Genomic DNA, 15,551 nt, shown 5'->3' with positions numbered 1-15,551 from the left:
TTTTAATACGCAGTTAATTCCAGTGACAGGTTAGGTAATTTTCCATCCAAGGGGTTTTTACCATTCCTATTCCCCACGGAAGTTGTGCCAGCAATACATCGAATCCTTTTTCCTCGACCCATAGCTCATAGGTATTCCCCATTTGAATGTCCAGTTTTCCTTCTCTTTGCAGGAATGTTTGCTGCAAGGCTTCTTTGGAAGAACCGCTCATTACTGTCCAATGTTCTAAAACAGCTTCAAGCAGGCTATGGCATTTTTCTTTTTCCTTTTTCTTTATTTTCAATTGAACATTTACAGTGTCTTCCAATGCCAATCCGCAAAGCACCTTATTCAATAGCAGTTCGTTTTCCTGTATTTTTTCTTCTCCCGTTATTAAATATTGTGTCAGCAGGATGGCTTTATGTTGGTGCATTTCCGTTTTCCAGATTTCATTTTCACACAAGCCCAGCTGTTCAAACAATGTTTTCAGGAAAGGGTGCAGCAGGACCAGCCCGGCATTGCTGATGTATTGCAATTCTAAAGGTTGCAACTCTTTTACAGGTTCGAATCCCGGCGCTTTCCGAAATGCCGATGCATGATTTTCATCTGTAGCACTTTGGACAAACGCTTTAAAAAACAAAGCCATTTCGCTGTCGCCTTTGTTTTCTGTTATTATTTGGGCCATTTCCTTAAAAAACAACACCGATTCCGCTGCGGAAACCTGCCAGTATCTTTCGGAAAGTTTTAGGAATTCCTTGTAGAAAACTTCTCCTGAAGATCTTTTGCGGTACAGGTATTCCGTCCATTGGACCAATTCTATCCATTGCACCTCCAGGATTTTATCGCCTTGCATCCTTTTGCGCAACGGGCTGATTGTTGGTATTTTTTCATCCATTGCAACCCGGAAAACTGCTGTTAAAGGAAAACCGGCAAGCTGTGCCGTTATTTTCGCTTTAAAAAGGACCGGTACCGAAAAAATCCATCGCGCGATACAGGTAAAATCTGCTTCGAAAAACTCCAGTAGTTTTTTAAGGAAAACAGGCGTTATTTCTATTGCAGCCGTAAGGACATTCAAGTCTTTGGAAAGTGTATTCTCTAACAATACACCGGTTTTCAGGAAATGAAAGAACAAAAACCCGGCGTGTTCCCCTTTCGGGAGAAAAGCTCCTGATGCCATTTCCGCATCGTTGTGCAATGCCCTGATGACAGGATTGTTGTCTTTTAAATAGGCTTCTATCTGTTGCAATGACTTTTGGACCAGCTCTGTTTTCCAGTTCTCTTTGAAGATTTTCGGCAATTGAAGTTCCAATACATCAATGCTCCAAATATGGTTGGGATGTGTGTATTGGTCTAACAAATCATCGAGTTTAGGATAGAATTCTTTCTCCAGCAAATCAGCCAACTGGCGTTGTATTTCTTTCCCAAAAGCTTGAGAAGAACATTGGATGTCGAATGTATGTTGCTGGAGTAAATGCATTTGTTATGGATTATGAGAATGTTGGGCAGTGCACGGCTATAGATGTAAAAATCTGGTCACCGGCAAACAGGTTGTCATTCATTTCCTGGCCATCTATTTTGATAGAGAAATTCTTATCCGTTATCGAGAAACTTAAGTTTCCTGTCCTGAATCTTTTTCCGTTTGTTGGTGCCGATGCGACTCCTTTTATCTTTACCAGGAAGTCCATCTGGCTGCTTTGCGCCGCGTCCAGGATTGAATCCAAGGCTTTTACAATTAACGTGTTGTTGTTCAGGAATTTCAGGTCATTCACATTGCTTTCCTTGATCAGGATTTTGAAGGTAATGTTAACGAAGGAATCCGTAATCCCACGGATGGAAAAATTCAATTCCGCTCCCCGGCTGTCGATTAAAGGGACTTTGCTGGCAAAATCAAATTTTGAAGTGCCGCCGCCGGTAGGGCCCTGGTCGTTCAGTTCGATACAATCTAAAATGTCCCTAAGGATCGCATTGGTATCTATTGCTTTGATATTCCCGTTGGTAATAATCTTATTGTTGATTACCTGAATGATTTCTGCTTTTGTTTTTGCTGCCATGATATCTTTTTTTATTATTTAGTACTAAAATCACTTGAATTGAAATCGGGTGCGTTAAAATCGTGCGGATTGGAACTTCCAAGCACTTCCACGACAATAACCTGCATGCTTTGGCACACTTCTCCCAATTGCTGTATGCTGGCCGTATAGGACATATTCCCTTCACTGGCCGGATACATGTGGGAAATATTGGCCTCGTGGGTTGTTACTTTATCTGATCCGTCGCCAAAATTAATTTCGTACTCATGGGAATCTCCCGCTACCAGGTTGGTGAAATTAATCTTGGTTGGCATAGTGGCATCTATCAGCGCACGCCATTTTAAGGTGGCCGGTGTCGAAATTTCAAACTCAACCGTATTACTCAGCTCTTCTTCCACCTCATATTGCAACGTGTATATTTTTGGTGTCTGGATGGAAGCATGGTGCGGATGCAGGTAATATTTGTCGCCCGATTGAGTTATGGCATCTTTTCCTGTTCCTGTAAATGTCCCGCCGGATTTCCCTTTGATGATGATTTCATATTCTCCTTCAACATCATTATTGCAGAATTTAAGCGGATCCAACGAAATGGACAACGGCTCTTTGACCTCAATCTTGACTTCAATCGTATTGCCATCGCCACAGCATAAATACGGCAGGAAGAAATCGGCAATAATCATTTGCTGGAAAGGCACCTGAGGCGCGGCACTGACTTCAAACTGCAGGACATCCTTCAGGTTTTCAAGGATATAACCGCTCATTTCAGCTGTGTAATGGGCATCCATATTATACATGGCCAGTTCCAGCAGGTCATTTTTGATATTATCGGCCTCATCCTTGCATTTATTGGCAGCATTAAGTGCCGGTTTTCTTTTTATCTGCGATTTGTAGTCGGTAAATTTCACACTCTTGATCAAATCGTCTTTTATGCTGGTCGCAATTGGAATATTGTCCTTATATGCGGTCACGGCCGAAAGCAGGTTGGCATGGAACAATGGCGGAGCCACAGCTTTGAAGATGGACGTATCCACATACACCAGTACAAAAGTACCGCCTTTGGTTACGCCTCCTTTGTGTTCCAGTCCCGGGTGTTTTTTCAAAAATGTCGAAAAGAACAAATCCTTGTACGCCTTTTGCCAACGGATGTTCGCTTCCTCATAGATTACCGTAAACGGATCGTCTAAAAACAATTCATTGATGTCGTCAAAACGGTCTATCAGGTCTTCTGCAATGGTCGATAACGAAGGATTGAAGAGCTGGATGCACCATCTGTGGAACAGGAATACATAATTGAGCTGCTTGAATATTTCATAAAAGGATTTATAATTCGGCAGGAATTCTTTCAGGTCATTGGTCAGCAGGTTTTTCAGCTGCGCCAGTATATTTTTGAAATTATCGATATTTTGTGTGGAAATGATATTGTTATCGGCCAAAACCGTCCTTCTCAAATCCATCCATTTGATGACAAATTCCGTGATGTTATAGACTCTTTTGCGGGCCAGGTCGTAATCGGTTTCCAGATCGTCCCAGCGCCCGTCGAATTTCAGGATATCAACTTCTTTGTTCAGATAATCCACCGCATTTAACGCCGTAATCTTAAAAGGAAGGCTATAACTGTCTTTGATCAGGTTAAGGTCTTTGATCGCTTTTTTATAATTCATCCCCAAATGCCCTTCGATCCTAAAGAAATTATAAGGTTCGATGTCAAACAATAGCGGTTTCTGCACGGAGAGCTTGTTCGTATAATTAAGCATGTCGGAGCGGTAGGACAAAATCGTATCGTTTTTGCCTTTTACCGTCAGTTCCGGGTTCCATTTTTTATTCAAATCCAACACGGAATTGTAATAATACGGGATCGCTTTTTCCGATAAGGGAAGGTTGCCGTAAGAAGAAGGCGTGACTTTTATCTTGATGTTTTTTTCCACTTCGAAAGAATTCAGGATATGGGCCAGCCTTTCAAAAAGAAGCGTCAGTTTTTGTACCTTTTTTTCTTCTTTTTTAGTGGCACTCAATGTTTGAATGAATGGCGTCCTGAAAGTATTGGCATAGGCCGAATTCCCTCCTAAAACAACATGGAACGGAAACAGGTTTTCGTTAATGCAGCATAAAGTAGGATACAGTTTCTTGAAAGCGATGATCTCGTTGTAGGCTTCTACAATGTCTGAAATCCAGTCCCAAACGTATTGTATATTGACACTGGCCTTATGGATGTTGACCATTTCATCTATTTTAGCCTTGCTGTTGTCCAGGACGGCAAGATTCCCGTGCGGTGCCAAAGCTTCTTTATGGTCTTCGTACACATTGTCGATTGCATTGGAAATCGTGTTAACCTGAGCAGGATCGTATACTTTTTTGAAAGCGTCCAACACCTGTGTCCCTGTGGTAATGTTTTGGAACGGGACATTATATCTCGGGAAAGTCAATTTGGAATATAATTCCGGCTGTTGGTATTCTTTGAGCAGTCCTTTTGTGGATTCATTGATTGGGATAACCAAAGGCCTGATGTTGAATTCCATCCTTTTGCCCTTGTCGTCGCAATTTGTCGTTACACAGTTTTTCTGGTCGATTAGCGTGACTTCCAAAAGCAGAATAATGGCTTTGTCATTAAAAAACCCGCTAGGAATTGGTTTCTTATCGACTAGATTGGAATCGGCCGGCAACAATTCGGCGCAATTTTTTATCGGCTGGTACGCTGAAGCATATTTAAAAATGTTGTCTAAATACGGTTCACGGATATAATCCGGATGCAAAAACTGATCTGAAATCTCAAAATCATGGTAATGAGAAAGCGTTTGTTCTTTCCAGTTGATTTGAAAACCCAAAGACGTAACGGCTGTTCCACAGGCAATTTTCACAATGTTTTCTGACGGAAAAGAAAGTTCCAATCCGCAAACGATTCCTAATCCTGTTAAATTTTTCCGGGTGATACGGTCTTGCTCCTCCAAGTGGCTGACCACAAGGTTGAGTTCTTTTTGGCTTAAAACCTGATCTGCTTCAAAAACAGGATAAATAGAGGTATTATATGCTTCCATGATGTATTTTTATAAAGTTCCTAATGATGTATTTCCTAGCACTATAGGATTATTTGATTCGCTTAATTGACAATCGTACAGATTTCCTTCCGGATAAATCGTATTGAGTTCTTTTACTGCAACCATAAGTTCGTGCAATGTTGTTTTATAGGTTGTTTCCATGCTTTGTGTGAGTGCGTTTTCGCAAAATTTCAGTCTGTAATACCGGTAACTTTCGAGCCATGCTTTGTATTTCTTCTGGAACCCGAGCATATCTTCCGCATTTACCCAGCAAATCTTCAACAGTACATGGGCCGGTGCTTCCTGCCGGAATATTTTTTCGGCATATTTCCTGAAAATCAGGTTTTTGAATCGGGAAAGATAGCCTGGCAACACGATTGTAGCCTTGAAGGAATATGGGTCGTTGTTAGCCTCGTCATTGCATTCGTCGTTCAGGCAAACCGAGAGCAGGTCATCGTCCTTAAAAACACTGTTGTTGAACGGCCTGAGCAGAATATGTTCCAGGCAATAGAAATTCTCATAATAAACATTCAGTATTTTTATCATTTCCTGCAGATAGGCATACGCTTCTTTTTCCGAAGCGAATCTCTTATCCAGCTTGGCTATTTTTGTAGTACCGTCTACCAAATACAAATAGAAATTCGGGCCGTAATTATCAATCCTGTATAAATTCTGGTCCAGGAAATGAAGCTGTGCCCAGTCCCATTTTTGCTGTAAGTTGACTCCTGGTGCAATAATCTTAAAAAGGAAATCTTCCGTTTCGGTATTGACGGTCCATTGTGTCTGTGGTGCTTCTTCGGTGACGATATCCCGTAATGGTATCGCATTGATCCCTAATAGTTTTGCTGTCCTTCTTTCGTATCCGCCGCGATGGTCGGTGTTCCAAAAAATATTAAACTGCAATGTTTGGGCAACAATTTCAGCATTCAGGTAATCCACCCCCAAACCCCTGTTGCTGCTTATGACCGGATAACTATTGAGGAAATCCTGCTTGTCTTTAATAAGATCTTGATAATCAAATGAAAGGCCGCCCATTCCCATCGTATCGTTAGACATGCGGTACATCATAAAAACATAATCGTTGAAACTTTCCGAAAAACGGGCCATCAAATGATCCAAAACCCTGTTCCTTCTTTCGTAATACTGCGTCTTGGTTTCATATAAGGAAACATCGTCAGGCGATTCCCCATTAACTAAAGCGGATTGCAGCGAAGCGGAATACAACTCTTTAGAATAAAAATCTGCGCCGTTCAGGTCGTTTTTCTCAAGGTACATCGGGAAATAAGTCCTGTCGAGAGGTTTGGTGTCAAAAAGGTCTTTGGCGTTATAAAGCTGGCTGAAAAAATCCGCGATTATCTGTTCGTAAAAATACAGGTAACCCTTAAGTTGCTTGGCCTGGGCTTTTCTTAAATCGGTTTCCTTATCCGAAACCGGATTTTTCCCCAAACCGTAATTTACCGGGAATTCGTCCTGGATGCTGTAATATTTCTGGAATTCGAAATGGTCGCCGTTTTCGATCTCAAAATCATTTTTGGTGTTCTGCAGTTTCTTTTGGCTAAACTGTGTTTTATACATCAAGACTTTCTGTTCCACGAGCATCCATTGGTTTTCCGTAAGCAGGAAAGGGATGTTTTTCTGGAACAACAGTAATTTTGATTTTTCGGCATCAAATACCGGTTTTACTTCTCCGGAAAGTTCCAAAACCCAGCTTTTGTTCATCGCTCCGGTAATAGGTTTCCCCAAAAGGTTATAGGCGGTCATCAATAGGTTCCGCACTGATTTGATTCCTTTTATTTCCATTAAAACCGCAATGATATCGGAGGCATGGATTTCTTTGGCCAATTGCGCTTTTTCAATTTCCTCATCTTTTAAAAACCCGTGCAGCAGTTTCGGCCCCAGGAAAATGTCCTCCGAATGATAGCCTTCGTTGACCAATTGGGAAAGCGTATAAAAAGTGATTTTAGGGCTGATGACCTTATCGATGGCAATCTGGATCTGGCTCATTATTTCTATCGAATCGGCTCCGGGTTCCAGTTCGATATCGGCACAAATCCCGATGGATACTTTCTCGATGATTTCGGTACATAAATAATCTTCGGTAAGGTTCCTATTTTGGTGCAGTTTGATTTCAATAGTTGAAAAAATGTCCTGGATCTTTTCTTTTTTCTGCTCGAAGAGAGAAATGATTTCGGTCACGTTCTTTTCCGTGCTGAAATGCTGCAAAGCCACATCAATCTCGGCCGGGTCTTCTACAAAAATCCTAAAATGCAGGGAATCAGAAGGTTTGGTGTACCGGTTGACAATCAGGTATACGATATCCTGGACTTTCTTGATGCTGCTTATGGTGATCTTGGACGGTTTGTTCATTTTCCCAAACAAAGCGGCATCTGGATGTTTCCAGTCTGTAAATTGAGGAACGACTTTAAGGTTTACCCAGCGGTTTTGCGCCCAAAAGGCATATTCCAGCAACAACGTGTTCAAATCTCCCAAAACAGGGTCTTCTTCCAGTTCGATTTTAACTTTATTTAATCCCCTTAATGCTAATTTGGGTAAGATAGTCCCGTTTTTGTCGGTGTTTTTTAAACTTAATTTATCTTCTATTTTATTGATATACAAGCTGGCTTCAGCATCATTTGGCTTTCGGTAACCCGCCAAATCCAATTCCTTTTTAGTGGCCAATAGCCAGGCATTGGAAACCCCTTCGATATCAATGAGCAGTTTCCTGTAATCGGTTTCGGTTAGAGGCGCATTGGTAAAAATAGTAGCCGCTGAAAAAAACGTATTGTTTTGGATCAGGCCATCCTGGTTGGTTAAAACATCTTTTATGTCAAAATCGGCCCTGTAGCCCAACTCCGTAATGGCATAGCACAACACGTCCAGGATAGTGACTCCCGGGTCGTGAGGATTGTAATCGGTCCAGAATTTAGGGCCTAATTGTTCGATATATTTGAGCCCTTCCCGTAACAAGAATTGAAAATCTTGCGAAGGAAGCAATGTTCTGTCTTTCTCAATGTAATATTCCTGCAGCATAATTTTCTTTTTTAAATTTCTTGTATTTGATGGTATTCATTGGGAACAAACAAGGTAAAGTCTGTCTGGGGCATAATTTTATTCAGGTTTTGTACCGGGCCGCCTACTATTTCGCCCTTTTCGTTCAAAATGTATTGTTTTACTTTAAAATCAGTAAGGTAATCCACATAAGGCTGGTTGTCGATGAGCTGGATAATGGATGAAAACTCGATTTCATTGGCAAAATTCACTTCAGTCGCATTATACGCCCACGGGCTCAAGTAGGTATTGATGGTTTCTATCAATGCCGCGATGTACAAGCGGGTATCCATCCCTTCCTGGATATGGAATTTCACTTTAAACTGGATTTGTACCTTCTCTAATTTCGGCGGTTTTACATTTATCCGGGCATGAGGGGACGCTATTTTAGACAGATGTTCCTTGATCAGGAGCATTTTATTCAAACTCAGCAAAGGCCTCCAGTTCACGTGTTCCGAATTCGAAGATTTCGCAATAGGAATTAGGGTGACATATCCTGCAGAAACATTGGAAATTTTAGTATCGTAACGGTAATGGTTTAATGTTTTCAGGCGGAACACTTCCGGGAATTCCTGTAGAATGATCCTTTCATAGTCCCAAGAAGTAATGGCCCTGTTTTTATGGCGCAGCCTTTCGCTGGTACGGGTGTACAATGACTCGTCCCGCTCGGTGGTTTTGCCTCCGAAGGAGTTGTACGGCTGCGTTATTTTTTTAATACTGTTGATGGGATTATAAACCTTACTGATGGTTTCCTTGGGTGTGTTTTCCAAAAAGACCGCGCCAGAGTTTTCATAATCGGTCAAAACCGCTTTTAAAGCCTGGGCATGAACGCCGATAAACTTGCAAATAGCCTCAATATTGGACACGGAAATTTTCAACCAGAACAAACCCGAAGGCAGTTTGGTATTTGTAACCGGATTAAATTCAGGAATGGTAACCCAAACAAGGCCAGATTGCGTAAGCGAATACGTTTCGTCACCAATAGCATCTTGTTCGAGTGGCGTCCAAATGTTGCCATCCAGGTATTCCCATACTATTTTCGCAGGTTCCAATTGCGGGTTTGCCGTGCCTTCTTCCAATTGCAGCAAAAAGGAAAGCCCGTCTTTAGGAGCCGCTTTTTCAAAACCCAGGTACACTTCTCCCTGCAGGGAAGCCATAGTAGAAAAGTAGAAAGGCCCTTTGTTTAATTTGGCATATCCGAAAGGCAGTACCTGGAACAGCTCAATAGGGTTTTCTTCATTTTTCCGGGTAGACAAATCGATGGTTTCGGCCAGCGTATAATCAAAAATAAATTCTTTTACCCTTGGTTTATAAGGCAAAGTGGTCTTATCCTGGCTCGCTTTGATAAAATCCTGCAAATAGGTTTCACCACTGTATTTGGAATAATTCAGTTCTATCCTGATTTTTCCGTTTGCGGTAATTTCCTCGGTAATTATTTCATCAAAATGATATTCCTTTAACGGATAATCATTGGAAATGGGTTTCAATCCTTCCGAATATTCTTTCCAGGTACCGTTAGTGAACTGGAACATATCAACTTTATTGGTCAACCAAGGGATCTTGATGTTCGGTTTTCCGTCATTTTTCTTTTTATCCGAATTTTTTGAAGAACCGGAAGAAAACGTTAACGCAGCCACAGCCTTGTTTTTCATGAAATATTCGTTCGAACGCAGCATAACGCCATTGCCGTTTTTAGGGATTTCACCAAAAGGATAAAACGCTTTTTCGGTATCGATGGTACCAAAATCGGATTCCAATACAAACGACTTGAACTTATTGACTTCGATGTTAATGTCTATTTTCAGGATTTTGGTCATTACCTTCCTGTTTTTTGGGATGATTTTTAACACCGGGAAATCGGATTGCACCAGGAAATCCAGGTGCTTTTTAGCATCAAAAGGAATAATGGCCTTTTCAGCTGCGGGAAGGGTCAGTTTGATCCGTTCTTCGTTCGAATTATTATTTTTCTTGACATTCTGTTTGCTCTTGATGGCAATTGTTTTTTCTTCGCCGGTAATATAAAAATCGAAATCTTCCGCTTTATAATTATAATCGTTGAACCTGAGGTAGATAATCCGTTCCCCGCTTTGCATATAAAGGATTGGGCTGGCAATCATGATGCCTTCCTTAAAGTCTTGTTTGGCAGCAGCAAAAACATCAAAACCTTTGCTTTTGGCATTAAACGGAAGCAAATCCGGCACTTTGTAATACTGCTCGTCCCTTCGGTGTGTGCTTATAAAAGAATGCAGCTTGATCCCGTTTACTGTTTGGTCTGCGGTAGAAGCATAAAACTTTTTCTGGCCGGCGCTGTTTTTCCCGGCAATGAAAACCGTGTCTTTTGGAACCAGGAAAGGTTTGGCATCAAAAGGTTCGACTACTAAATGTACATAATCCGGCCTGGCTTTTTGGTTTTGGATGTGCAGCACGTCCTTGTAATAGAAATCCAGGTGCTTTTTAGTAAGCTCATTGAATTTTTCCTTTGCGATATTGAGCAATTTCAGGAAAGAAAGGAAAAGCGCATAATGCGGCGTGTGTTTGGAATAACCGCTTAATTGATGGGTTACCGCATTTTGGGAAAAATCTTTCCAGGACAAAAGCAGTCCGAAAAGTTGCTGCGTCGTTTTGACAAAAACATAATTTTTGAGCAATGCCTCGATATCTGTAGCATTGTTAACCTGATCCAGGATGATGGCAAACTTATCTGTAATCAGGTAAGAAGAAGCCACAAGGTTTTCTTTTTCAGGGATATCCTCATCCAGTGTTTTCGCTTTTTCCAGCAACGTTTGGTACGCTGTCCTGATTTGGGTAAAATACTCCAAAAGAAGGGCTTGCTGGGAAGGGAAATCATTGTTGAGCAAAATTTCGTTCTTCTTGTTTTCAAAGGAACTTTGCAGTAGTTCGATGTTCCAGTTTGCGATCAGGATCAGGATCGAAGTGGATTCTTTCTGGAAGAAATTGGACCAGTTGCCTTCTTCAAGGTTAAATTCGTTATAGAATTTTACGTATTGCGAAAGCCTCTGTACGAACAATATGAAATCCTGCTCATCCCTTTCATCCAAAAGAAAGAAATCGGGTTGTAGCGCCGGGTTGATCCTATCGTTCTGGGTAGTACCCATCCCTTCGTGTATAGATAATATTGCGTTGCAATTTTTCATTTTAAGCTTATTGTTTTACAAATGTCCCTTCTTCCAAATAATACGGGAATACATAATTTTTTCGGGAATTAGTGGCTCTTATCCGATAAATGATCTCAATATTTATGACGCCGTTGTTGGCATCTTCCGTAAAAAACTCCACATCCAGCAGGTCAATCCTGGGTTCGTATTTCAGGATGGCATTTTCAATTATCCCTTTGATTTTGGTAAGCAAGGTGATGGTGATGTTTTCGTACAACAGCGCACTGAGGTCGCAGCCGTAATCGGAGCGCATGACTCTTTCTTTCAATCGTGTGGACAATAAAATATGTAAGCTTTGGAAAATATCCTTATCATCCGAAACAGTTTCCACTGTTCCTGAATGATTGCTGAATGTAGGTGGGAAACCCCATCCTGTTCCTAAAAATGATTTGTCTTTCATCGTTTTTGATTATTTATCCTCCAATTATCACTGTTGGGCAACCCAATACCACTACGCCTCCATGTGCGGTAGAATCGCCCATCCTGACGGCCGGTTTCCCTGCAATAAGTACGGAAGAAGATCCTACTATTAAAGAATCCGTCGGGCCGGCACACACACAGCTGTCGCCTACAATGGCTGCCGGCAAGCCGCCTATGAGCACAGTGCTGTTACCTCCAGGCAATAACGGTCCTCCTACGTGAGGTTTCGACCCGTCTGACATTGGGCAAGTGTGCATGTCTGTAATTCGTGCTGCTGCTCCCATTTAATTTAAATTGATTGTGGCCCCTTTCAGGTCCATTTTGGCAGTTGCATCAACAGCAACCTGCATTCCTTCTACCTTAATGTTTCCTTTGGCTTTAATATTCAGGTCTTTACAACTCTCAATAGTAATGCCCTGATCGTTTAAGGTTATTTTGTTTTTGTTTTCGTCTTCAATGACAAATCCTTTCAGATCGTCGCTTATGGTGAGTATGTTGCCTTTTTTGGTACTGAGTTCGATGCTTTTCTTTTCATCATCCATGACGATTTTCGTTCCTTCTTTGGTTACGAAACCTTTGAGGAAATTTTCTTCCTTGATGGGGAAAGGCATGGCTTTGGTACTGCTGTACAGGCTTCCCAGGATAATAGGCGTGTCCGGATTGTTGCCCAGGCATCCTACAATGACCTCATCATTGATGTCCGGGATAAAATAACTCCCCATTTCATTGGAAGCATTGAGTGTCGCCAGCCGTGCCCAGACGCCTTCGCCGCTTTCGGATAAAAGCGGGATCCTTACTTTAATCCTGAACTGATTGTTGGGATCTTCCACAATTTGGGTGACAACTCCTATCTGCAATCCGTTTATCTTATTGGACTGCCCTATTTCGGCATGGCCGTTATTGGTTCCCGGAGTGGTGTTCTCCGTGAAAGATTTTTCGCTTTCCAGCCCGAAAGCATATTCGGTTTTCCAACAGCCGCCTTCAATGGTGTGGGTTTCCTGTGTGATCAGCAACGGTTTGGGATCTGCATCTTTGCCGTCTATTTCAGCGTTTACTTTATTGAAACTTATATAATCGCCTGCTTTTGCTTTTAAATTACCAAACGTGGTTACTTTCCCGTTGATGGAAGCGATATTGCTTTTGGCTAAAATCGTATTGGCAATCCTGTCTAATGTGGCCACTTGCAGCACCGTCTGGCTTACTTTGACCGTATGCGGGTTGTCTGTGCCTTTTTGCGTGACATTTACTTTGCTGACGGCCTGGTTTTCGATATCCCATCTTTCAATGGTAACCGATGATTTTATTTTCTGCGCGTCTATCTTCCCTGAAAAGGCAAAAACATTGATGCCGTTTTCCGCTAAATAGGCCACTTCTTTTTTTCCGTTTACAATATCGATCCCGCTAAAATTAGAGTTCCGCAAAGAAACCAGCATCCCGATAGAATCCAGGAAACCAATCAGGTAATCCCAGGGAACCGTCGAGGTGTTGTGTGTGATGTTTTCTTTTCCCCACGCCTGGCCCTGCAAGTTTTCGCTTAACACCAAACCCTTGGTAAAAAGAGTAAGCTTGTCCTCGAAAGTCTGGTTGTTATTTTCAACTTCTTTGGAGGATTGCGAAAGTTTGTACCCTACATCCTTGCATTCTATCTTGGCCACAATCTGGGCGTTCTCGATTTGTTTGTCGAGTGATTTTATGATTCCTTTGAACAAGGTTTCCGATTTGTTTTCGAAAGTCACTTTCACCTCAATTTCCAATGGCGGATCGGTAGGGTTCCTGGTCAAGGCATCGATAGGCAGTTTTTCGGTGCTGTCTGTGCTGGGTTGGGAAGCGATAAACGTAAATTTCGCAAAAGGAATCTTATTCAACTCAAAATGAACTGTAGCCTCTTTTAACAAGCTATCCAAACCGGTATTTTTATTGTTGATTAAAAATTCCAGTTTTAATAAGGTTTCTGAAGGATAAAATGGTTTTACAGTTGGCATTTTTATTATTTAATGGGTGGGAACTTTATCTTTTTCTCTACTTCAATATGCCTGAAACTCAAGAGTTTGTTCTTTTTGGCTACATCTATATAAAACGTATTGTCCTGATAGATGGATTCCGTGAGAAGCACCAGGCTGTCATTCATTTCGATGGTTCGTTCGTGGGTTAGGTCCGGCGAGCTTTTTTTCTCTTTGGCCACCATTAATTTGTAATCGATGGTGCCTTTAAAACCGCATTTGACCTTGGCCCGGATAGGCCTTCCGTCTTTCCTGAAAAGGGTATATTCGATATCCATGCTTTTCAGGCGGCAGCTCAGGCTGTAACCTCCCCAAAGCAATTTCAGGTAAGAGGTCTGGTGTGTGTCACCGTCATAGCCCATGAGCAATTTCCGGAATTCCTCCACTTCTTTTTCAACGGTCGCTACCTCGGCAAAAGGGTTTACGATGGCTGGTGTTAATGTCCCGGCAAAATCTTTGGCCACATCCAGGAGGGATTCTGTTCCTTTCCCGTCTTTTATTTTTCCCGGAGGGACAACCCCCGAACTGTCAAAAAGAAAATCGAAGCTTACTTCTTCCCCTTCTATTTTATTGAATTTCAGATCCGTGCCTGTTGTTCCCATAGCTTGTCCTTCACAAAAGGCCACGTTATGTTTCATGGAGTATTTCTCCGGGTTCAGCTGCACGAAAATGGTTTTCTTAGGAGGTTCTACGTAATCTTTGGTCGGGAAAACCTCTATCCGCATTTTATCGATAATACCTAACAATCCTTTTATCATCTTTCGGCTTTTTCTTTAATTTTTTCTAATACTTTCAAAGTGCATTCCCTTACAATCTCCGATTTCATTTCCTGCAGTTTTAAAGGGCTGACTTTCTGTACCGATGAAGGAAAATCTTCGGTGGCTTCGGTTATATTGACTTTAATGCGTAATTCTTTAATTTCAATTGCCATAGTGGATTTTTAAAAATTAGGGACAGGAATCTCTTTATAGAAATTGTATTTGAGCGTGATGGTTTCGATCACTATCTTATTTTCCTCCGCATTGAATTCGCTAAACTCATAACTTAAAGGAATGGCATGGGAAACATACCAAACCTTAATCGGGACGCCTTTTTCATTGAGCAGGGAAACAATCAGGTTGGCCGGATAAAAAACAAAGTCTTCCATCGCCTGGGTACACCACATGGCCAATCCCGACATTTCCGAAGTGAGCCCTCTTTTGAGCACCAAATCCTGGTAACCGCTGCGGATAGGGAAATTGTGTTTGAATTTATTTTGCCCTCCTTCCGCGTATGCTTCCGTTTCCATGGTTACCTTCAAGCCGTTTACGCTTTGAAATTTGGTGTCGATGGAAAACTGAGGCAGCAATTCAAACACAACTGAAAAATGAAAGCCTGTTATAGGATCACTGCTGGCCATCGGTGTTACGATTTATATTCAATAGTGAAACCATGGTTGGCAATTTCTACCGTATCGATGGCCGCTTCGTTCGCATCCGATTTCAAATCAGTGCATTTAAGTGACACGATAAAGCAATCTTTTACCGTCCAGACTACTTTTGGCGCATGGTTCTCATCCAAAAGGGAAATCGTAATGGTTCTTTTCTCAACCGTACTTTGAGCCACGGTATTGTACCATTCGAAAAACTCATTGTCCCCCAAAAAGACACCTCTTTTTAAGGTAATGTTGTTCAATTTCATCATCCCCGGCATTTTCTTTTTAAAGAATTCCGGACTGGATCCTACACGATGTTCAATAACATCCATTTCTTTGTTTAGACCTGAAACTTCGGTGAAGGCTATCTTACTACCACCCCATTCTACGCTAAAATGGAACTTTGGTAACGGGAAATCAATATTAGGCATATCTTTATATTTTAAATGTTA

At 41.6% G+C, this 15,551-nt stretch carries 12 protein-coding genes; all 12 read right to left on the bottom strand.

What is annotated here, in order from left to right:
• Nucleotides 1–13: 13 nt before the first annotated feature.
• Genes E4635_RS09940 through E4635_RS09890 form a run of 12 tightly spaced genes read right to left on the bottom strand, consistent with a single transcriptional unit; the run spans nt 14 to nt 15,530 of the window.
• Complete coding sequence (locus tag E4635_RS09940; protein ID WP_135526496.1) at nt 14–1,456, bottom strand: contractile injection system tape measure protein; 1,443 nt, start codon at nt 1,454–1,456, stop codon at nt 14–16.
• A gap of 10 nt (nt 1,457–1,466) precedes the next feature.
• Nucleotides 1,467–2,030 carry a hypothetical protein gene (locus tag E4635_RS09935; protein WP_135526495.1) on the bottom strand — a complete coding sequence of 188 codons (564 nt, stop codon included), beginning with the start codon at nt 2,028–2,030 and terminating at the stop codon, nt 1,467–1,469.
• A gap of 14 nt (nt 2,031–2,044) precedes the next feature.
• A complete protein-coding gene (locus E4635_RS09930) occupies nt 2,045–5,041 on the bottom strand; it encodes a PKD domain-containing protein (RefSeq protein ID WP_135526494.1) in 2,997 nt (998 codons plus the stop codon).
• Nucleotides 5,042–5,050: 9 nt separating this feature from the next.
• The gene (locus tag E4635_RS09925; protein ID WP_135526493.1) at nt 5,051–8,071 is read right to left on the bottom strand and encodes a hypothetical protein; all 3,021 of its coding nucleotides are present in this window, start codon (nt 8,069–8,071) and stop codon (nt 5,051–5,053) included.
• A gap of 11 nt (nt 8,072–8,082) precedes the next feature.
• Complete coding sequence (locus tag E4635_RS09920; RefSeq protein ID WP_135526492.1) at nt 8,083–11,244, bottom strand: baseplate J/gp47 family protein; 3,162 nt, start codon at nt 11,242–11,244, stop codon at nt 8,083–8,085.
• Nucleotides 11,245–11,251: 7 nt separating this feature from the next.
• Nucleotides 11,252–11,665, bottom strand: coding sequence for a GPW/gp25 family protein (locus E4635_RS09915; protein ID WP_135526491.1), 414 nt, complete (start codon nt 11,663–11,665; stop codon nt 11,252–11,254).
• A gap of 13 nt (nt 11,666–11,678) precedes the next feature.
• On the bottom strand, nt 11,679–11,969 hold the full coding sequence (locus E4635_RS09910; RefSeq protein ID WP_135526490.1) for a PAAR domain-containing protein: 291 nt from the start codon (nt 11,967–11,969) through the stop codon (nt 11,679–11,681).
• Nucleotides 11,970–13,667 carry a phage baseplate assembly protein V gene (locus tag E4635_RS09905; RefSeq protein ID WP_135526489.1) on the bottom strand — a complete coding sequence of 566 codons (1,698 nt, stop codon included), beginning with the start codon at nt 13,665–13,667 and terminating at the stop codon, nt 11,970–11,972.
• A gap of 5 nt (nt 13,668–13,672) precedes the next feature.
• Entirely contained in the window at nt 13,673–14,443 is a 771-nt protein-coding gene (locus E4635_RS09900; protein WP_135526488.1) for a CIS tube protein, read from the bottom strand.
• Nucleotides 14,440–14,616, bottom strand: coding sequence for a DUF5908 family protein (locus E4635_RS15745; RefSeq protein ID WP_169630240.1), 177 nt, complete (start codon nt 14,614–14,616; stop codon nt 14,440–14,442). The genes E4635_RS09900 and E4635_RS15745 overlap by 4 nt, the downstream gene beginning before the upstream one ends.
• A gap of 9 nt (nt 14,617–14,625) precedes the next feature.
• Nucleotides 14,626–15,084, bottom strand: a complete 459-nt coding sequence (locus E4635_RS09895) for a phage tail protein (RefSeq protein ID WP_135526487.1) — start codon at nt 15,082–15,084, stop codon at nt 14,626–14,628.
• Nucleotides 15,085–15,089: 5 nt separating this feature from the next.
• On the bottom strand, nt 15,090–15,530 hold the full coding sequence (locus tag E4635_RS09890) for a phage tail protein (RefSeq protein WP_169630239.1): 441 nt from the start codon (nt 15,528–15,530) through the stop codon (nt 15,090–15,092).
• Nucleotides 15,531–15,551 lie beyond the last annotated feature (21 nt).

The sequence above is a fragment of the Flavobacterium humi genome, assembly GCF_004745595.1.
Taxonomy (GTDB): domain Bacteria; phylum Bacteroidota; class Bacteroidia; order Flavobacteriales; family Flavobacteriaceae; genus Flavobacterium; species Flavobacterium humi.
Note: the sequence above shows the minus strand (reverse complement) of the source record. Positions and strands in the feature narration are given on the sequence as shown.